General features: G+C 72.9%; 14 protein-coding genes. All 14 read right to left on the reverse strand.

The window, feature by feature from the left end; all coding sequences use genetic code 11:
- Positions 1–43: 43 nt before the first annotated feature.
- The gene (locus tag AB0F38_RS30255) at positions 44–994 is read right to left on the reverse strand and encodes a beta-ketoacyl synthase N-terminal-like domain-containing protein (protein WP_361900216.1); all 951 of its coding nucleotides are present in this window, start codon (positions 992–994) and stop codon (positions 44–46) included.
- Positions 991–2,130, reverse strand: coding sequence for a beta-ketoacyl synthase N-terminal-like domain-containing protein (locus AB0F38_RS30260; RefSeq protein WP_361900219.1), 1,140 nt, complete (start codon positions 2,128–2,130; stop codon positions 991–993). Before AB0F38_RS30260 ends, AB0F38_RS30255 begins: the two co-directional genes overlap by 4 nt.
- Positions 2,127–3,383, reverse strand: coding sequence for a beta-ketoacyl-[acyl-carrier-protein] synthase family protein (locus AB0F38_RS30265; RefSeq protein ID WP_361900222.1), 1,257 nt, complete (start codon positions 3,381–3,383; stop codon positions 2,127–2,129). Before AB0F38_RS30265 ends, AB0F38_RS30260 begins: the two co-directional genes overlap by 4 nt.
- Positions 3,384–3,751: 368 nt before the next feature.
- The gene (locus tag AB0F38_RS30270) at positions 3,752–4,009 is read right to left on the reverse strand and encodes an acyl carrier protein (RefSeq protein ID WP_361900224.1); all 258 of its coding nucleotides are present in this window, start codon (positions 4,007–4,009) and stop codon (positions 3,752–3,754) included.
- Positions 4,010–4,116: 107 nt separating this feature from the next.
- Positions 4,117–5,868 carry an NAD(P)/FAD-dependent oxidoreductase gene (locus AB0F38_RS30275; protein WP_361900227.1) on the reverse strand — a complete coding sequence of 584 codons (1,752 nt, stop codon included), beginning with the start codon at positions 5,866–5,868 and terminating at the stop codon, positions 4,117–4,119.
- An 89-nt stretch (positions 5,869–5,957) separates the two neighbouring features.
- Positions 5,958–6,677: a DsbA family protein gene (locus tag AB0F38_RS30280; RefSeq protein WP_361900230.1), complete on the reverse strand. Its 720-nt coding sequence runs from the start codon at positions 6,675–6,677 to the stop codon at positions 5,958–5,960.
- 59 nt (positions 6,678–6,736) lie between these two features.
- Entirely contained in the window at positions 6,737–7,738 is a 1,002-nt protein-coding gene (locus AB0F38_RS30285) for a hypothetical protein (protein ID WP_361900233.1), read from the reverse strand.
- Between the two features lie 15 nt (positions 7,739–7,753).
- Positions 7,754–8,578 carry an alpha/beta hydrolase gene (locus tag AB0F38_RS30290; protein WP_361900236.1) on the reverse strand — a complete coding sequence of 275 codons (825 nt, stop codon included), beginning with the start codon at positions 8,576–8,578 and terminating at the stop codon, positions 7,754–7,756.
- Positions 8,579–8,876: 298 nt separating this feature from the next.
- Positions 8,877–10,088: an FAD-dependent oxidoreductase gene (locus tag AB0F38_RS30295; RefSeq protein ID WP_361900239.1), complete on the reverse strand. Its 1,212-nt coding sequence runs from the start codon at positions 10,086–10,088 to the stop codon at positions 8,877–8,879.
- A complete protein-coding gene (locus tag AB0F38_RS30300; RefSeq protein ID WP_361900242.1) occupies positions 10,085–11,881 on the reverse strand; it encodes a non-ribosomal peptide synthetase in 1,797 nt (598 codons plus the stop codon). The genes AB0F38_RS30295 and AB0F38_RS30300 overlap by 4 nt, the downstream gene beginning before the upstream one ends.
- Before the next feature lie 51 nt (positions 11,882–11,932).
- Entirely contained in the window at positions 11,933–14,965 is a 3,033-nt protein-coding gene (locus tag AB0F38_RS30305) for an amino acid adenylation domain-containing protein (RefSeq protein WP_361900245.1), read from the reverse strand.
- Between the two features lie 30 nt (positions 14,966–14,995).
- Positions 14,996–15,820, reverse strand: a complete 825-nt coding sequence (locus AB0F38_RS30310; RefSeq protein ID WP_361900248.1) for an SDR family oxidoreductase — start codon at positions 15,818–15,820, stop codon at positions 14,996–14,998.
- Positions 15,821–15,867: 47 nt separating this feature from the next.
- Complete coding sequence (locus tag AB0F38_RS30315; protein ID WP_361900251.1) at positions 15,868–16,569, reverse strand: alpha/beta fold hydrolase; 702 nt, start codon at positions 16,567–16,569, stop codon at positions 15,868–15,870.
- 42 nt (positions 16,570–16,611) lie between these two features.
- On the reverse strand, positions 16,612–19,510 hold a 2,899-nt coding region (locus AB0F38_RS30320), incomplete at its 5' end, for an amino acid adenylation domain-containing protein (protein ID WP_361900254.1).

Raw genomic sequence — 19,510 nt, forward strand, 5'->3', positions numbered from 1 at the left:
GGTCATTCCGTCCTGCTCAGAGTCCATGGGGCCGATATCTCGTTCAGACCGCGCCCGGCTCGGGAGCCGTCGCGGCGGGCGGCCGCAGCACCAGCGCGGCGCTGCCGTCGTCGTCGTCGCTTCCCGCGACCAGGCACACCGGGCCGTGCGCGCCGGCTCCGAAGCCGCCGATCGCCGCCGCGGCCTGCACCAGGCCCAGCGCTCCGGACAGCTCGCCCCAGACCGCCGAGAGGTCGTGGCCGGGCAGTTCGGCGGGCAGCACCTTGGCCGCGGCGCCCGAGGCGAACCAGCCGGTGAGCCGGGCGGGCTCGTCGGCGGCGAGCCGGTCGAAGCCGGCGGCCACGCCGGCTCCCCGGGTATGGCCGCCGATCACCGCGTGGACCGTGGCACCGCGGGCCTCGGCGGCCTCGGCACGCTCCAGCACGAGTGCCGCACCCCCGTCGGCGACCGGGCCGCCGACGAGTTCACGCACGATCTCGTTGTCGGGCTCCACGCCCACCACGACCGCCTGGTCGGCACGGCCGGAACGCAGCAGGGCGGTGCCCCAGCGGATGGCGTCGAGGCCGGAGCTCGGACCGTTGCACACCATCAGGTTGGGGCCGTGCAGACCGAACCTGATCGCGATCTCGGAGGCGATGATGTTGCTGGACGCGTTCGGGGTGTCCATCGGGCTCAGCCCGCGGGTGCCCTCGTCCGCGATGGTCCTGGCCACGCGGCAGGCCGTGTCCACGTTGCCCAGGTTGGAGCTCACGAGCACCGCGACCCGGGTGCCGTCGACGGTCAGCGCGCCGTCGCGCAGGAGCCCCGCGTCGGTCAGCACCCGCTGCCCGGCGACGAGTCCGAGCTGGGTCGCGCGGTCCTTGTAGCGCAGCCCCTTCTTCCCCAGGACCGCCGCCGGGTCCACGGAGCCCACGGGGTACCGGGTGGCCGCCAGCACGGCCGCGGAGTCGGCACCCGGCAGGGCTACTCCGACGCCTGTGACAAAGATGCTCATGGTGCCTCGACAATCGCCACGGCGTTGATCCCACCGAATCCGAATCCATGTACCTGCGCGAGCGAGACCTCGTGCTCGGCCTCCTGGTCGCGGACCAGCCGGAGGCCGGCTGCCTCCTCGATCGGCTGCTCCAGCCCGACCAGCGGCGGGACCTTGCCGGTCGCCATCACCTGCAGGGCGGTGACCAGGCTGAGCACCCCCGCCGAACCGCTGGTGTGCCCGGTCATCGGCTTGATGCCGGTGACCACCGGGACGCCGGCGTCCGGACCGAAGACCTCGGCGTACGCGGAGGCCTCGACGAGGTCGTTGAGCGGCGTCCCGGTGCCGTGCAGCATCAGCAGGCCGATGTCGGCGGGCTTCGTGCCCGCGTGCCGGTGCGCCTGCCGGATGGCCTCGGCGACGTACTTCTGGTCGGGGGCGGTGGGGTGCTTGGCGTCGCAGGTCATCCCGACGCCCCGGAGCCTGCCCCACAGGGTGCCGCCCGACAGCGGGAGGTCCTCGCGGCGCAGCACGACGGCGGCCGCGCCGTCGCCCAGGATCGTGCCCTTGCGGTTGACGTCCAGGGTCCGCAGCGCGCCGGGCGGCTCCGGCTGGACACGGTCGGCCAGGCCGAACATGCTCTCGGTGATCGAGTCCACCCCGGCCACGATCACGGTGTCGGCCTCGCCGAGCTCCAGCATGTCCGCGCCGAGCGCCAGCGCGTACAGCGAGGCGGAGCAGGCGTTGGAGAAGGTGTGCGTGTCGGCGGCGCCGAACCGTTCCCGCAGGGCGGTGCCGAAGTGCAGCCGCTCGGGGCCGAAGGACACCCCGTCGCGCCACCACAGCTCGGCGGAGCGCAGCTCGCGCAGTCCGGTGCCCACGAGCACCGGGCAGTCCGACAGGTCGTCGCCGAGGCCGGCCGCCTCGGCGGCCTGGCCGACGGCGTCCAGCAGGAATCCGGTGGCGCGCAGCGTGCGGTCCACTCCGGGCTCGGGCCGGTCGTCGATCTCGAAGAGCTGTGTGCCGGTGTACAGGTCGTGGTCGAACCCACGCATGGGCCCGAGACCGCCGCGCCCGGCGCAGAGGTTCTCGAAGATCTCGTCCGCGTCCCGGCCGATGCTCGCGACCGCGCCGACTCCGGTGATGGGAAGTCTCACCGCTCACCTTCCTGGTACTTGCCGAGGATCACGATGGCGTTGTTGCCGCCGAAGGCGAGCCCGTTGTTCTGCACGATGCGCAGGTCCGCCTCGACCGACTCGTTGGGCACGCAGTCGATCTCGCACTCGGGGTCGGTCTCGCGGTGGTTGATGGTCGGCGGTATGAAGCCGTGGTAGGCGGACAGGGCGCAGGCGATCGCGGCGAGCGCGCTGGCGGCGCCCATCGTGTGGCCGAGCATCGACTTCAGCGACACGGTGCGCGGCGGGGTGTCGCCGAACACGTCGTGGATCGCGCGTGCCTCGGTCACGTCGTTGGCCTTGGTCCCGGTGCCGTGGGCGGAGATCAGGTCGACCTCCTCCTCCTTCACACCGGCGTTCTTCAGCGCGATCTCCATGCACCGGGCGACGCTCGCCTGGTTCGGGGCGACCTGGTGGTAGGCGTCGCAGTTCATGCCGTAGCCGAGCACCTCCGCGTAGATGCGGGCACCGCGTGCCTGTGCGGAGGCGAGGCTCTCCAGCATCAGCACGCCGGCGCCCTCACCGGTCAGGATGCCCTTGCGCTCGGAGTCGAAGGGCCGGCAGACGTCGGGGGCGATGGTGCCGAGCCGGTAGAAGCCGGTGAACGTCTTGCGGCACATGGCGTCCGCGCCGCCGCAGAGGGCGTAGTCGACCGCGCCGGAGCGGATGGCGTCGAAGCCCTGGCCGATCGCGTAGTTGCCGGCCGAGCAGGCGGTGGCGATGGTCACCGCGTCGACGTTCGACAGTCCCAGTTCCTGGGCGGCCGCGATGGACAACCGGTTCGGGGACACCCGGCGGGCGACGGTGGGGTCCATGGCGGCGGGGCCGGACTCGACCTCGGTCTCGACCAGGTGGTCGAGGTCGTAGGACTCTCCGTCGGTGGTGCCGATCGAGATCATTCCGCGCTGGGCGCGCAGCGATTCGAGGTCGACCCCGCTGGCCTCGACAGCCATCCGGGCCGCGGCGACGGAGAACTGTGTCGCCCGGCCCAGGGTCTCGACGGGCAGGTTGCGGATCCAGCGTTCCGGCTCGGCCCCGGTGATCTCGCACCCGTTGGCGTGCGCGAAACCCTCGGTGTCGAAGAGGGTGATCGGCTTGGCGCCGCTGCGGCCCGCGCGCAGGCCCTCGGCGAACTCATCGGCTCCGACACCGATGCTGGAGAAAACGCCGAACCCGGTCAGCACGACCCGGGACGCCGCGTCGTCGCGCATCGCGTCAGAAAGGCTGTCAGACATCAATCTCCCTCGGTACGGCCTGGTCACCCACGGGATCACCACGGGGTCACCACGGAAAGGGGTCGGGGGACCACCGGACGGGGTCACCACGGGGTCGCCACGGAAAGGGGGCGGGGGGACCGCCGGACGGTCACGGCCCGATGGGCCGCCGGGGCCGGGGAGCCGACGGTGTGCCGGCTCCCCCGCGCCCTGCTCGGAACCGGCGGTTCGACCGGGCGAGGCGGGGTCCCGTACGTTCCTGGCGGGTGCTCGACGACCGCGTGGCACCGCGCGGCACGGCCGGAACACATCACGGTGTGAGCGTTCCTCCGCCGTGCCTCGCACCGCGGCCGCCGTGCGCCGGCCCGCCAGGGATGACGGAACCGGTACTACTTGGCGTCGATCGACTCCTGGACCACGGCGTAGACGCCGTCGAGGTTGACCATCCGCTCGAGCTCGGACTGGTCGATCGTGACCTTGAACTCCTTCTCGAGGCCCGCGAGGATCTCGATGGCGCGCAGCGAGTCCGCGCCGTACTCCTCCTTGAAGAGACCCTCGTTGGTCACCTCGTCCTCCTCGAGCTCGAGGATGTCGCAGACGATGTCCTTGATGCGGGCCTGCTGCTCGACGGTGGTGGTCGCGCTCATGTGAATCACTCTCAGTTCGTCAGAGGTACGGAAGGCATGACTGGTGTCACGGGTGCATCGGTTACTGCTCGGCGGTACGCGGACGTCCGTCCCCGGACCGCCTGATCTCAGCCGGGCGTGCCGGCCAGATCCCGGGCCGCTGTCCCGGGGCCCGAACGGGCCCGCCGGGATCCACCCCGGCAGACCTCCCTCGGGTCCCAGCCGTCCGGCCGGTCGGGGAGCAGGTCCGGGTCGCCGGACACCACTCCCTGCCGGCCGTGCGCGAGCAGCGGCTGGCCGAGAATGTGGGAGGCGCACGAGATGCCGCCGAGCATGACGCCCGCGACACCGTTGCCCGCCTGGGTGCTGGCCCCGACCACGTGCAGTCCGGCGATGTGGGTCGCCGTTCCGGGCCGGGCGGTGCCGCCCCATTCGGCCATGCCGAAGGGGGTGCCGCCGGAGGACAGGGTGTACCGCTCATGGGTCAGCGGTGTCGCCGCCTCCATGTGCGTGATGTGCCCCCGCAGCGGGCCGATGGCCTTCTCCGCCGCGCGCAGGGTGGCTTCGGTGAGCTCCTGCTTGCGGCGCAGGTACTGCGCGTTGCGCCGGTACGAGGCGCTGTCGCCCTCGATCCCGTCGGCGACACCCCACCACTCGTAGTCGGGCGGGCAGAGCGTCATGACCTGGAGGTTGGAGTGGCCAGGCGGGCACAGCGCGCGGTTACCCGGGTCCTTGAGCGAGGCGAACGAACAGAAGAGGAAGGGCACTTCGTCGACGTCGCCGGCGCGCGCCCGGTCGAAGTATCCGTCGATGTCATCGGTGTCGTACCACCACAGGTTGGCGTTGGGCCGGTCCCTGAGGTCGGTGTCGAGGCCGAGGTAGAGCACCAGCCACGGCATGCCCATGCTCGCGTTCCTGGTGCGGTTCGCCAGGGACTTCGAGAAGTGCTCGGCACCGACCAGGTCGAGCACCGTGCGGCGGTAGTCCGCGTTGGACACCACCAGACCGGTGGTGACCGTCTCGCCGCCCTCCAGGCCGACACCCGTGACCTTGCGGTCCTCCACGAGGATGCGCCGCACCCTGCTGCGGGTGCGGACCTCTCCGCCGTGTGCCTCGATGACCTCGACCAGGCCTGCGGCGAGGGTCTGGCCGCCGCCGGCCGGGTAGTAGGCGCCGCGGAGGTAGTGGTCGGTGACACTGGTGTGCCGGGCCACCGTTGCCTGACGCGGGGTCAGGCCGTAGTTGGGTGCCTGGGCCGCGAGCACCGTACGCGCCCTCGACGACAGGCCGCAGTGGTTGAACAGGTCGTCCAGCGTCCGCCTGCCCCACTCCCGGACGGCGACGGTTCCGTTCGCGATGTCCGTCGGTGACCAGGTGTGCGACTCGAACAGCGCCGATCGCTGCTCCTCGCCGACGGCCGCGCAGATCTCGGTGAAGGTGCGGATGCCCTCCGCCTCGTCCGGCATCGCCGCGATGAGCCTCTTGCGGTACTCCGGCCAGCCGGCCGGCATGTCCACGGAGGCCCCGGGCACCCTGATGAGGTCGAAACCGCTCTGGTCCATCTCCAGGAACTCGACCCTGTCGCGGAGTCCGAGCCCGCCCAGGACGGACGGGATGACTCCGCCGGGCGCGCAGTCCCCGAGGTAGTGGACGCCGACGTCGAACTCGTAGCTCCGTCGCCTGCGGAAGACGTGGCTGTTGCCGCCGACCACCGAGAACTGCTCCAGCACCAGGACGCGCCGGCCCGCGGTCGCCAGGTAGGCGGCCGTGGTCAGACCGCCCAGACCCGCACCGACCACGACGGCGTCCCAGTGTGCGCCGCCGACCGGGCGCCGTGCGGCGCCGCCGGTTGCGGTGCCGCCGGGGTTGCTGCTGTCCACAGTGCTCTCCTCGTCTCGTGCCGCAGGTGCTTCTTCGTCACCGCGCGGTGGCCGGTGGCCGCGTTCCGTGCCGCGGCCACCGGCCGGTATCAGCCGCAGCCGCCGGCGTGGCCCGCGTCGCCGCCGGCCGGCAGCAGGTCGGCGTGGGTCGCCGGGTCCGGCGCTTCGGTCTTCGCGGCGGCGGGCCGCGCGGTGCCCTGGAAGGCCCGGACGAAGGCCTCGACCCGGTCGAGGCCCCAGTACTTGTCCCTGCCGGTGATGAAGAACGGCACACCGAACAGACCGTCGTGTGCGGAGTCCGCGAGCAGGGCGGCGCCCCGCTTGCGCAGTTCCGCGTCATCGGCGGCGGTGGACAGCCGCTGGGCGTCCAGGCCCAGCTCCTGCGCGATGGCCGCGATCACCGCGGGGTCGGAGATGTTCTTGCCCTCCTGCCAGCGGGCGCGGTACGCCGCCGCCACGAAGTCCTTGCCCCGGCCCTCGTCCTCGGCCACGATCCACGCGAGGTGGGCGACCTCCCAGCGCGGTTCGCGGTCGATGGGCCAGGTGATCTCCGCCAGGCCGCGTTCGGTGGCGAGCCTGCGGGTGTCCTGCAGGATGTAGAAGTTCTTCGCTCGGCTCATGGCGACGATCGGAAGGGTGACTCCCTCCTCGGCCAGCAGCTTCGCGGTCTCCTCGTCCGGCTCCCAGAAGGGCACCCATTCGATGGCGTCGAGCACCTCGGGATGAGTGGCCATGAGATCGCGGTAGGCGAACCAGGAGTACGGACTGCGCAGGGAGAAGTACCAACGCGGTGGGCGTTTGGAAGCCATGGGGTTCCTCCGGGGCTCGGTCGTCCGGGGCTGTGGTCCGGGACGGTGGGCGTCTCGGGTCACTCGCCGCGCAGTGCGCGCAGGACCTCGTCGTCGAAGACGGTCATCTGCCACTCGGCGTCGGGCGACTCCTTGTGGCAGTAGCCGTGGGTGATCGAGCCGGTGGCGGTCTGGACGAGCTCGCCGTCCCGCACGACGTAGAAGTCCACGCGGGAGGTGTAGAGCATGTCCTTGAAGACGGACTCCACGGTGTAGACGGTGTAGAGGTCCTCCTCCATGATCGTCTCGTCCGTGAAGTGGATCTTGCACTGCGTCACGACCGGGATCCAGCCGCGCTCGTTGAGCATCCGCTTGATGCTGATGCCGCGCGAGGCGACGAAGACGTGCTTCGCCTCCTCCATCTGCCGCAGGTAGCCCGACATCTGCATGCGCTCGGTGAAGTGGCAGTAGTAGTACGGGACCCTCCACTTCCAGCCGACCGCGTTCTCGTCGCCGATGATCTCGGCGAGGACCGGGTCGGTGTCGGTGTTCTCACCGCGGTGGAGGGCGCCGGCGAAGTCGTCGGACGGGGTCGCGGTCAGTGCGGTGGGCTCCGCGGTGGCGAGCCGGTCGACGACGAAGCGCTGCAGTTCCGCGGGCAGCGGCTCGGGGTTGTCGACGTTGGTGTCACGGCGCAGCAGGACGCGCAGCTTGGAGCTGACGGCCTTCTTCGGCGCACCGTCGCGCTCGACGGTCGCGGTGACCGCGAAGACCATCGCGGCGTCGGTGTCCTTCGTCTTCGGCGTCACTTCCAGCAGGACGTCGTCGTCGAGCATGAGCACCGTGTGCAGACGGGTGTCGAGGCCGGCCACGTCGAAGTTGACGCCGTGGACGAGGAACAGCTCCTGGGCGCCGAGGCCGACGGCCCGGAAGTGGTCGAGGACCGCGGCCTCGAGCAGGTAGTTGACGCACTTGAAGCCGATCGCGGTGTTGATGTTGCCGCCCTCGTAGGGAGGCCGCATCGTCACCGAACTGGATGCGTTCAGAAGCTTCTTGAGCTCGACGTCGGACAGGGTGGTCATCGTGTGCTCCCGTACTCAGTTGACCGCCGCCGGGGTGTGCCCGGCCGGCAGGGTGGTGAGGAATTGCTGGACAGCGAGCGCGAACCGCTCCGGGTGCTCGGTCATCGGCGAGTGCCCGCAGTCCTCGATACGGTCGATCGAGGCGTGGCCGAGCGCGCGCGCGAGGGTCTCGGCCTGGGCCGGCGGTGCGATCGTGTCGCCCGCGCCCATGACGATGTGCACGGGCAGGCCGATCCGGTCGGCGGCCAGGAACGGCGTGCGCAGGTAGGCGTCGAGGTAGCGGACCGCCCAGTAGGGACCGAGCCGCGCGCACGCGAGCTCGGCCATGTCGCGCCGCACGGCCGGGTCCAGGCGGTCGCGGGCCGTCAGCCGGATGTACTCGTCCGCGCTGCGGCGCATGGCGTCGAGGATGACCGGCAGTTCGGTCCAGGTGAAATCCGTCGGTTCCTGCCGGAAGAACGGCGAGACCAGCACCACGCCGCGGATGCCGAACCGCTCCCGCGGGTCCACCCCGGCGGCGACCGTGTCGGACAGCAGGGCGAGCAGCAGGATCGTGGCGTAGGAGTGCGCGATCACCACGTCCGGGCGGCCCGGGACCTGGTCGATCGCCTCGGCGACCCACGCCTTCTCGTCCCGCTCGGTCACCGCGTACGGCCCGCCGGCCCGCCACGGCAGGCCGGCGGTCCACAGGTCCAGGCCGGCGGGCCGCCGCGCGACGAAGGGGTCCCAGCAGCTCTCGCCGCTGCCGAGGCCGTGCAACAGCAGCGCACGGTGGTCCGCCTGCGCGGGCACACCTCGCTGTCGGAGCACGAGCGGCTCGACATCGCTGTTTCGGAGCACCGGAAAGCCCTTCCGAAGGCATGGGACGTACAGAGGGACAACGGGGAGGAGCGGCCGGAGCGCAAGAGCTGACCGGCGACCGCCCGCGCATCGCACCGACCTCGTACGACAGGGCGGGACGGCCCTGTTCCGGCGGCCCGTCCGGAAAGTCCGGAAGGACAGGGAGCACGCCTGAGGAAGGCAGGCGCGTTTCCCTGCGGAAAGCCGTCGGCCGGTGTCGGTTCGACGTCGGTTCGACGTGGTCCGATCGTGCCGGAGGAGCCCGGCGCAACGACAGGGTCTTTACAGCAAGCTGCGACTACAAAGACTTCCAAGCGGCAACGGTGTCGTCGGCGCCGCCCGGTGTGCCCATCGAACGCCGGGCCGCCATGAGGGCCTTCGGCCAGTTCACCGTCAGTGCGGCGCACAGCACGGGGCCGCGGTGGTAAGCGACGGCGAACCGCCGTCGCGGTCCGTCGGCCCGTACCACCGTCACCTCCGCGCCCGGCTCCGGACGTCCGATCAGCGCGATCTTGCCGCCGTACTGGTCGGACCAGACGAAGAGCTCGTGCCGGTGGGCCACCGGTTGCGGTCCGAGGATGTTGCGGACCGCGACGGCGGCCTGCTCCACCGCGTTGGTCCAGTGCTCGACCCGGACGTGCCGGTCGAGCAGCGGGTCCCGGCACCGGGCCACGTCCCCGACCGCGAACACCGTCCGCTCGGCATCGGCCGCGCAGAACTCGTCGCACAGCACTCCGCCGTCGTCGGTCAGCGCCAGGCCGGAGCCGGCCAGCCAGTCCGTGGCGGGCCGCACGCCGACACCCGCGACGACCGCGTCCGCGCTCAGTGTCGTCCCGTCACTCAGCTCCACGCCGGTGACGTCGGGCTCGCCGGTCAGCGAGGTGACCGAGGTGCCGCACAACAGCCGTACGCCGTTGTCGGTGTGCAGGAGTGCCAGCTCGGCGGCGACCTCCTCGCCGAGCAGCCCGGACAGCGGCGCGGGCTGCGCCTCGATCATCGTGACGCCGATCCCGCGCGAGCGGGCGGTGGAGGCCACCTCGGCGCCGACGAAGCCGCCGCCGGCGACCACCAGATGTCCGGCCCCGGCGTCCGCCATGCGGTCGAGCCGGGCCCGCAGCTCCAGGGAGTCCGCCAGGGTACGCAGCGTGTACACACCGCGGCGCGGCATTCCGGGCAGTGCCCTGGGGGTCGCCCCGCACGCCAGGACCAGCCTGTCGTAGTGCAGTTCGCCGCCGGTGTCGAGCCGCAGCACCCGGTCCACCGGGTCCAGCCCGGCCGCGGCCGCGATGTGCCGTTCCGCCTGCCACTGTGCGGGGTCGCCGAGCGACGCCCGGTCGGGCGACCACGCGCCGGAAAGGATCTGCTTCGACAGCGGGGGACGGTCGTAGGGGGCGTCCGGGTCCGGGTCGACGAGCGCGATCGGGCCGGTGTGGCCCGCCTGCCGCAGGCCGTCCGCGACCCGGATGCCGCCGACGGAGGCGCCGACGATCACCACTCGGCCGGCGTTCACAGGGCGGCTCCGTCCCGGACGAGCCCCGCGTCCCCGGTCCCGCCGGGGTCCGTGTCCGCCCGGTCGGCGAGAGCACGGGGGGTGCGCAGCTCCAGTACGTCCCGCAGGCCGAAGGTCCAGCCCTCCTTGCGGGCCCTTCCGGCGAGACGGACGGCCCGCAGGCTGTTGCCGCCCCGGGCGAAGAAGTCGTCGTCGAGGTAGACCGCCGGCAGGTCGAGCACCTCGGCGAACAGCTCGCACAGACGTGTCTCGGCGGGGCTCCCCGGCTCGGCGCCCGGCACCTCGCCGACGGCCGGCGGTTCGGGCAGAGCGGCCTGGTCGAGCTTCCCGTTCGCGGTCAGCGGGAGGTCGTCGAGCACCATGATCCGTGCGGGCACCATGTACGCGGGGAGTACCTCGGCGACGGCGGCACGCAGGGCGGCGGGGCCGACGGCCGCCCCGTCCTCCGCCACGGCGTATCCGGCCAGGTACCGGTCGCCGGACCGGTCCTCACGCGCCACCACGGCGGCGAGCCGCACCCCGGGCAGGGAGCCGAGCACCGAGCTGACCTCACCGAGCTCGATCCGGTATCCGCTGATCTTCACCTGGTCGTCGGTGCGGCCCAGGTACTCCAGGATCCCGTCGGGGCGCACCCGGGCGATGTCGCCCGTGCGGTACATCCGGCCGCCGCCGAAGGGGTTCGCCACGAACCGCTCGGCGGTGAGGCCGGGCCGGCGGAGGTAGCCGCGGGCGACCTGGCCGCCCGCGATGTACAGTTCGCCGGCCGTTCCGCTCCCGACCGCCGCGAGCCGCTCGTCCAGCACGTACAGCTCGGTGCCCGGCGTCGGCACGCCGATGGGGACGGCGCCCGGGGCGGCCTCGTCCCCCGGTCCGATCCGGAACACGCAGCATCCGACGGTCGCCTCGGTGGGACCGTACTCGTTGACCACGGCCGCCCCGGGGTGCGCGGCGCGCCACTGGTCGACGACGTCCCCGCGCAGCATCTCGCCGCCCACGACGAGTTCGCGGGTGGGCGACAGCGAGCCCGGCAGCGCGGCCAGCAGGGGCAGGTGCGAGGGGGTCGCCTTGACGAACCCCGGCCGGTCCTCGGCCGGACCGGCCACCGGCTCGCGGTCCAGTGCCGCGACCCGTACGCAGCCGCCCAGGAGCAGCGGCCCGTACAGCGCGGTGACGGTGAGGTCGAAGGCCACCGGGGAGTGCAGCAGCGCCCCGTCCGCCAGGCCCGGGTACTGCGCGCACGCGAAGTCCAGGTAACGCGTCAGGGTGTCGTGCTGGACGGTGACGCCCTTGGGGCGGCCGGTGGACCCGGAGGTGTAGATGACATAGGCCAGGTTCTCCGGGCGGAGCGGGGCGGTGCGGTCGGCCCCGGCCGGGTCGTGGGCCGGGAGGCCGGCCGCTTCGGCGGCGGCGACGGCCCCGGCGACGGTCAGGGTCTCCGGGCCGCCGTCGGCCCCGCGCTGTGCGGCCCGCTCCCCCAGCACCAGGTCGAGCCCGGTGTCCTGGACGATGAACGCGGTCCGCTCCGCCGGGGAGTCGTTGTCCATCGGGACGTAGGCGGCGCCGGCCTTGAGGACGCCGAGCAGCGCCACCACCAGGTCGGCCGACCTGGGCAGCTGTACGCCGACGAGGCGCTCGGGGCCGATTCCGCAGGCGATCAGGTGGTGCGCCAGCCGGTTCGCCCGGGTGTTGAGCTCCGCGTAGGTCAGCTCCTGCCCGCCGGAGCGGACGGCGGGGGCGTGCGGCGTGCGCGCCGCCCGCAGCTGAAAGAGGTCGGGCAGGAGCGTTTCAGCCATCGTGTCTTCCATCTTTCGGAACGGGGCGCTTCGTGCTCGCGGGTGCGCGGTTCACGCGCGCCCGGCGGCCAGCTGACGGATCGTCGGGGACATGTACAGGTCGCGCATGGGAACGGTGGCGGCCCCGCGCCGGCGCAGTGCCGCGCCGACGCGCATGGCCAGCAGCGAGTTGCCGCCGAGGTCGAAGAAGTTGTCGTCGGGGCCCACGGGAACGCCGAGCACCTCCTGCCACACCTCCAGGAGGGTCGAGGTGAACTCGTCCTGAGGAACGGCCGGCTCCGCACCGCTCACCGGCGCGGGCGCTGCCGCCGGTGCGGGCGCGCTCACGGGCGCGGGCGCGGGCCGGGGCAGCTTGTGCGCGTCGAGCTTGCCGTTCGGGGTGAGCGGCATCCTGTCGAGCGGGGTGACGGTCGAGGGAACCATGTACTCGGGGAGGTACCTGGCGGCGCGCTGCCGTACCCCGGCGGTGTCGTCTCCCTCCAGCACCACGTACGCGTCGAGCTGGGCGGTCGCCGGGTCGTCCGGATCGGTCCTGTTGAGGACGACGGCGGCGGCGCCGACCTGCGGGTCGTCCATCAGTACGGCCCGGATCTCGTCGAGCTCGATGCGGAAGCCGCGCAGCTTGACCTGGCTGTCCAGCCGGCCGAGGTGCTCCAGCCGGCCGTCGGGCAGCAGTCTGCCCTTGTCGCCGCTGCGGTACATGCGTTCCCCGGTGCGCGGGTCGGTGAGGAAGCGCTGTTCGTCGAGGTCGGGCTTGTTGAGGTAGTGCGCGGCGACACCGGCCCCGCCGACGTAGATCTCTCCGGCGACGCCGACGGGCAGCGGCCTGCCCTCCGGGTCGGCGACCCGCACCCACCAGCCGGGCAGGGCGTGGCCGACGGACTTCGACCCCGTGAGCGCCTCGGCCCGGGTGACGGTCTGCGCGGTCACGTGCACGGTCGTCTCGGTGATGCCGTACATGTTGACCACCCGGCACGCGGACTCCGGGTGCCGGTCGAACCAGGGCAGCAGCATGCGGGGTTCGAGCCCCTCCCCGCCGAAGACCACCAGCCGTACGGGGGCGGGTTCGGCGCCGTCCCGTTCGACGTCCATCAGGTGGGCGAAGGCGGACGGGGTCTGGCTGAGCACGGAGACCCGCTCCTGGACCAGCAGCCGGTGGAACTCCTCGGAGGAGCGCGACACCCAGTAGGGCACGACGACCAGGCGCCCGCCGGTGAGCAGGCAGCCCCAGATCTCCCAGACCGAGAAGTCGAAGGCGCTGGAATGGAACAGCGTCCAGACGTCGTCGGAGCCGAGTGCGAAGTCCTCCAGCGTGGCGGCCATCAGGCTCAGCACGTTCACGTGCGGGATGACGACGCCCTTGGGACGGCCGGTCGACCCGGAGGTGTAGATGACGTACGCGGGATCGTGCGGGCCGGTCGCCGAGGAGGGCGGGCCGTCGCACGTCCCGGGGGCGAGCGCGGCGAGTTCCGCCGTACCGATGACGCGGACGCCGTCGCCGCCGGGGAAGTCCGCACGGTCGGTGACGACCGTGGCGAGCTCCGCGTCCGCGGTCGTGTACGCCAGCCGCTCCTGCGGGTAGGCCGGGTCCATGGGTACGTAGGTGGCACCCGCCTTGAGCACGGCGAGCAGCGTGACGACGAGCTCGGCGGACCGTTCCAGGCAGACCCCGACCCGGTCGCCGTCGGCGACCCCGAGCCCGCGCAGCGCGTGGGCGAGCCGGTCGGCGCGGCCGTCGAGCTCGCGGTAACTGAGCCGGGTGGACTCGAAGGACACGGCGACGGCGTCGGGACGGGACTCCGCGATGGCGGCGACGGCCACGTCGATCCGCTCCGGTTCGAACCACGGCGGGCCGGCGGGCCGGCCGAGTTCCGCCGTACCGGCCAGCTCGTCCTCGTCCATCAGCGCGACGTCGGCGACCGGGGTGTCGGGCGACTCCACGAGCGCCCGGTGGACCCGTGACACATGTCCGAGCAGCCGGTCGGCGACGTCCGCGTGCAGCAGCCGCGGCGTGTGGTCGCAGCGCAGCACGAGGCCACCCCCGGTGTCGCGGGTCACGGAGACCGTCACCGGGAACGGGGCTCGCTGGAACGGCAGGTAGGCCTCCGTGCCGGAGACCCGCGCAGGGCCGTGACCCACGGCGACGATCCCCACGGCGGGGAACGCCTCGCCGTCCCGTCCGGCGGCGACGAGTTCGCGCCGAAGGGCGTCGGTGTACCAGACGGGGCCGGCGGCGAGGGCGGCGCGGAGACTCTTGTCCACGGTGCCGAGCGTGTGCGCCGGGCCGGCTTCGACGGGGATCAGCGCGATGCCCTCGACGGCCCGCGGGTCGGCGGTGTCGGTGACCAGCGCCGGGACGAGGGGCCGGGTGAGTCCTTCGTAGCGCGCGAGGACGAGTCCGAGGGCGGCCGTCCAGCTCTCCGTGTCGCCGGCGGGGTGGCCGGCCGGCAACGGCAGCGTCCGGGTCTCCGGGGTGTCGGGACCGTGCGGCCGGCCCAGCCCCCAGTCCGGCCGGTCGTCGAACCCGCAGTCGGCGAGTCGGGCGGCCTGCGCGGCGGCGTCCGGGGCGCCGGACGCCGTGTCCGGGGTGACGGCCTCGGTGTCCGGCGCGGGTGTGCGGCCGAGCACCTCGCCGGCGAACCGGCGCAGGGCCGAGGCGCCGAGCGCGGCGCGGTGGGCGACCACGACCAGATCGGCCACGCCGTCGGCGTAGGTCAGCAGCACCCCGCGCACCGCCGGGTCCCGGTGGGCGACCAGCGGCCGGGCGAGCTCCCGCGTACGCCAGCGCGCCGCGTCGGAGGAGTCGGAGCGGCACGGCACCGCCTGCGGCCACAGTGTCGCGGCTCCGGGGAAGAGATCCGCCGCCGGGCCGGCGGCCACCAGCTCGGCGGCCCGCTCGGAGAAGCGGCCCGCCAGCTCGTCCCGTACGCCCGGACGCACCGGCCCGGTGATCCGTGCGCTCAGCGCGTGGCACACCGCGCCGGGTGCTTCCCGGCCGCTCTCCCGGATCCGGTCCCGGGAGGGGACGACGGTACGCCGGGCCGGGGTGAGAGCTGCGACGGCGTCCTGTTCAGAGATCGACACGACTGGTTCCCTTGACGTGGTTGCGGTGCCTCACCGGGCGGTGAAGCCACCGTCGACGGTGAGCACGGAGCCGGTCACCTGAACGGACTCGTCGGAGGCCAGCCAGAGGGCTGCCCCGGCTACGTCCTCCGGCTCGATCAGCGCGTTCATGGGCTGCGACTGGACGAAGGTCTCCTCGCTCTCGGAGACCGGGAGATCGAGCGCCCTGGCGATCTCCCCGAGCATCCGCCCCTCCGCCCGGCTGTCGTCCCGGATCGAGCCGGGGCACAGGGCGTTGACGCGCACCTTCAGCGGCGCGTAGTCGAGCGCGGTCGCCTTGGTCAGGCCGATGAGCCCGTGCTTGGACGCGGCGTACCCGGCGAAGTTCCGGTAGCCGACGAGGCCGGCGGTGGAGGCCACGTTGATGATGCTGCCGGCCCGCTGGGCGAGCAGCAGGGGGCCGACGACGGAGGTCATCCGCCAGGCGCCGGACAGGTTGATGTCGAGCATGACCTGCCACTCCTCCTCGCCGACCTCGTGGGCCGGCTTCCCCGACGGCGCGACGATGCCCGCGTTGTTGAGGAGCACGTCCACCCGGCCGAACCGTTCGAGGGTCCGGTCGACGGCGGCCCGCAGGGCGGCACGGTCACGGATGTCGGCCTCCGCCGTGAGGACGGCCGCGCCTTCCTGACGGCACAGCTCAGCCGTGTGCGCGAGCTGGCTGGCGGTGCCGAGCGGGTAGGGCACGCCCTCGATGTCGCCGCACACGTCGAGCAGCGCCAGGTCGGCGCCCTCCCGGCCGAACGCCAGCGCACAGGCACGGCCGACACCGCGCGCGGCTCCCGTCACGATGACGGTCTTTCCTTGCAGGCGCACCAAGTCTCCTTAACGTTGGGGGCGGTCGGCGGACTCGCCCGCCGGACTCATCCGGGGCAGACGTCCGCGAGCACCCGGATCAGGGCCTCGGTGTTGTCGACCAGGTACATGTGGCCGCCCTCGACCTCCACGAGGTCGAACCGCTTGTCGGTGGCCTTGCCCCACTCCATGGCCTGCTCGGGGCTGACGAGGGTGTCGGTGGTGCCGCGCACCGATGTGATCGGCACCGGCAGCGGGGTGTCCGACAGGGCGAGGTAGCTCTCGTGCATCTCGACGTCGGCCCGCAGCGAGGGGAGCAGCAGCTCGCGCATCTCCGGGTCCTCGAGCGCCTCGTGCCGGTAGCCGGCGAACTCCCGCACCCTTTCGAGGAACTGGTCGTCGTCCAGGCCGCTCGCGCCGTTCTCCCGGCGGGTCCACGGGCCGGGCGAGCCGCTGACCACGAGCGCGGCCAGGTCGACCCCGTCGGTCGCGGCCAGCCGGTGCGCGATCTCGTAGGAGAGGACCGCGCCGAGGCTGTGCCCGAAGAGCACGACCGGTCCCGCGCCGGAGACCCGTTCCAGCACCTCGGGCATCAGCCCTTCCACGGCCACCGCCACGTCCTGGTAGGGCTCCTCGGCGAAGCGCTGCTCGCGGCCGGGCAGCTGGACGGCCGCCAGGTCGAAGCGGTCCTCGCAGAGCGGGACCCACGGGCGGAAGACCGAAGCCCCCGCACCGGCGAACGGAACACAGAGAACCATTGCTCGTGCCATCTCAAATCCTCTTTCTGCTGTCGGACGGGCGCCGTTCGGGCGTCACGCGCGGTCCGCGGGCTCGGTGCGGGCCAGCTTCTTGGCCAGGACCGCGCCGATCTGGGCGAGCGGCTGCGGCCGCATCAGGTCGTTGTGCGCGGCGGCCACGGCGTGGATCTCCAGGTCGCCGTCGAGGTGGTTCAGCCAGTCGCCCGGCTCGCCCGCCGGTTCGACGGTCGCGGCGAACATCACCGCGTCCGCCCGGCAGCGGCCGGTGACGGAGCCGGACTCGACCCGGAAGCTGTTGGCCATCACCCGCTGCAGGCGCCGCAGTTGCTTCTCGGTGAGCCCGGCGAGCTCCTTGCCGGAGGCGCGCATCGCGGCCATCACCCGGTCGAACTCCACGGGGCCGTCGAGCTCGGCGGCCTCGATGCCGATCGCGGCCAGGATCCCCTGCAGGAAGTCCTGTTCGGAGAAGGACGCGGCCGGCTCCGCCTCCGTACGCGGGTAGGCGTCCAGCAGGGCGAGCAGTTCGACCTCCTGCCCGGCGGACTCCAGGAGTCCGGCCATGGCGTGCGCGACCCGGCCGCCGAGCGACCAGCCGAGCAGCCGGTAGGGGCCCTGTGCCTGCACCGTGCGGATACGGGCCACGTAGTCGGCGGCCATCTCCTCGACGGTCGCGGGCAGCGGCTCGTCGTCTTCGAGGCCGGCCGACTGCAGCCCGTAGAGCCCGACGTCCGCCGGGAGGTGCTCGGCGAGCCCGGCGTAGGGCCAGCTGAGCCCGCCGAGCGGGTGTACGCAGAAGACGGGTGTCCCGGTGCCGCCGGAGCGCAGCGGCAGCAGCCGGCTCAGCGGTCCCGCCCCGTCCGCCTCGGCGAGACGGACGGCCAGCGCCGCGACCGTCGGGGCCTCGAAGATCGTCACCACCGACATCACGGCACCCAGCCGGTCGCGGACCATGCTGATGAGCCGGGTGGCGAGCAGCGAGTGGCCGCCGAGCTCGAAGAAGTTGTCGTCGATGCTCACGGTGCTGTGTCCGAGCAGCTCGGCGAAGACCTCGCAGAGCGCCGTCTCGGTCGCGTCGCGCGGGGCGCGGCCGGGCTCGCGCTCCAGCAGCTCCGGCTCGGGCAGCGCCTTCTTGTCGACCTTCCCGTTGGGCGTGACCGGGACGGCGTCGATGGCCGTGTAGTGGGCGGGCACCATGTGGCCGGGCAGCACACCGGTCAGGTGGTCGCGCAGCGCGGCCGCGTCCGGGAGCCCCGCCGGTCCGGCGGCCGTGACGTACGCGGCGAGCGTGACCCCCGAGGGCGAGGTGCGGACGGCGACGACCGCACTGCCCACCAGCGGGTGCCGGGCGAGGGCGTGCTCGATCTCGCCCAGCTCGACGCGCTGGCCGCGGATCTTCACCTGGTCGTCGGTGCGGCCGAGGAACTCGAGGACACCGTCCGCGGTGATCCTGGCCAGGTCACCGGTGCGGTACAGCCGGGATCCGGGCGGGCCGTAGGGGTCCGCCACGAACCGCTCGGCGGTCAGCGCCGCACGGCCGAGGTAGCCGTGCGCCAGCTGGACCCCGCCCAGGTACAGCTCACCGGGGCTGCCGGCCGGAACCGGTGCGAGCGCGGGATCCAGGACATAGGTCCTGGTGTTCCAGACAGGCCTGCCGATCGGGACCACCGCGGCGGCGGAGTCCTCGGCGCAGTCCCACGCGGTCACGTCCACCGACGCCTCGGTCGGCCCGTAGAGGTTGTGCAGGCCGGCCGGGAGCAGCGCCCGGAAGCGTGTGCGCAGTCCGGTGGGCAGTGCCTCGCCACTGCACAGCACCCGGCGCAGCCCGGTGCAGCGCGCGGCCTCCGGCTCCGCGAGGAACACCTCCAGCATGGACGGCACGAAGTGCGCGGTCGTCACGTCGGCGTCCTGGATCAGGCGTGCCAGGTAGGCCGGGTCGCGGTGCCCGCCGGGCTTCGCGACGACCTGGACCGCCCCGGTCACCAGCGGCCAGAAGAACTCCCACACCGATACGTCGAATCCGGACGGGGTCTTCTGCAGGACCCGGTCGTCCGGGCCGATGCGGTAGGCGTCCTGCATCCACAGCAGGCGGTTCACGATGCCCCGGTGCGGGACGACGACCCCCTTGGGGAGGCCGGTCGAGCCGGAGGTGTAGATGACGTAGGCCGGGGAGTCCGGCAGCGGTCCGGGCAGGTCGGCGGTGCCGCTCAGGGCGGCCGCCTCCTCCCGCGTACCGGGCTCGTCGAGCACGAGGAGCTTTTCCGCGGTGCCCTCGGGAAGGCTGCCCCGCGCGCCGCTCGTGGTGACCACGACGGCCGGGGCCGCGTCGGCCAGCATGTGGGCGACCCGCTCGGCCGGATAGTCCAGCTCGACCGGCAGGTAGGCGGCGCCCGCCCTGATCGCGGCCAGGAGGGCTACGGTCAGGCCGGCGGAGCGGGGAACGGCCACGGCGACGGTGTCACCACGGCGGACCCCGCGGGCGGCGAGGAGCGCGGCCAGCGCGGCCGAGCGCTCGTCCAGTTCCGCGTAGGTGAGGCATGCGTCCTCGGCCACGATCGCGGGCGCGTCGGGGGTCCGCGCCGCCTGGGCCGCGAACAGCCCGGCGATCGTCTCCGGCTCGGGTCCCGGGACCGTCGCCGCCGGCAGCTCCAGCGCCCGCCCGGTGTCGTTCCACCCGGTCAGCAGCTGTTCACGCTCGGCCGGGTCGAGGATGTCGATGCGGCTGAGCGGCCTCGCCGGGTCGGCGGTGCCGGCCGTGAGGAGGCGGACGAGCCGCTCTCCGATGTGCTGGACCGTGCTCTCGTCGAACAGGTCCGCACTGAAGTCCACGGTGACTTCGATGCCGGCCGGGGCGCCGTCCAGATCCGTGCGCTCGACGAAGTTGAACCCCAGATCGAACTTCGCCGCACCACCCTCACCATCCACCGGACGCGCCACCAGACCCGGCAGATCCAAC

This window comes from Streptomyces sp. NPDC025273 (assembly GCF_040638585.1).
In the GTDB taxonomy this organism is placed as follows: domain Bacteria; phylum Actinomycetota; class Actinomycetes; order Streptomycetales; family Streptomycetaceae; genus Streptomyces; species Streptomyces cinereorectus.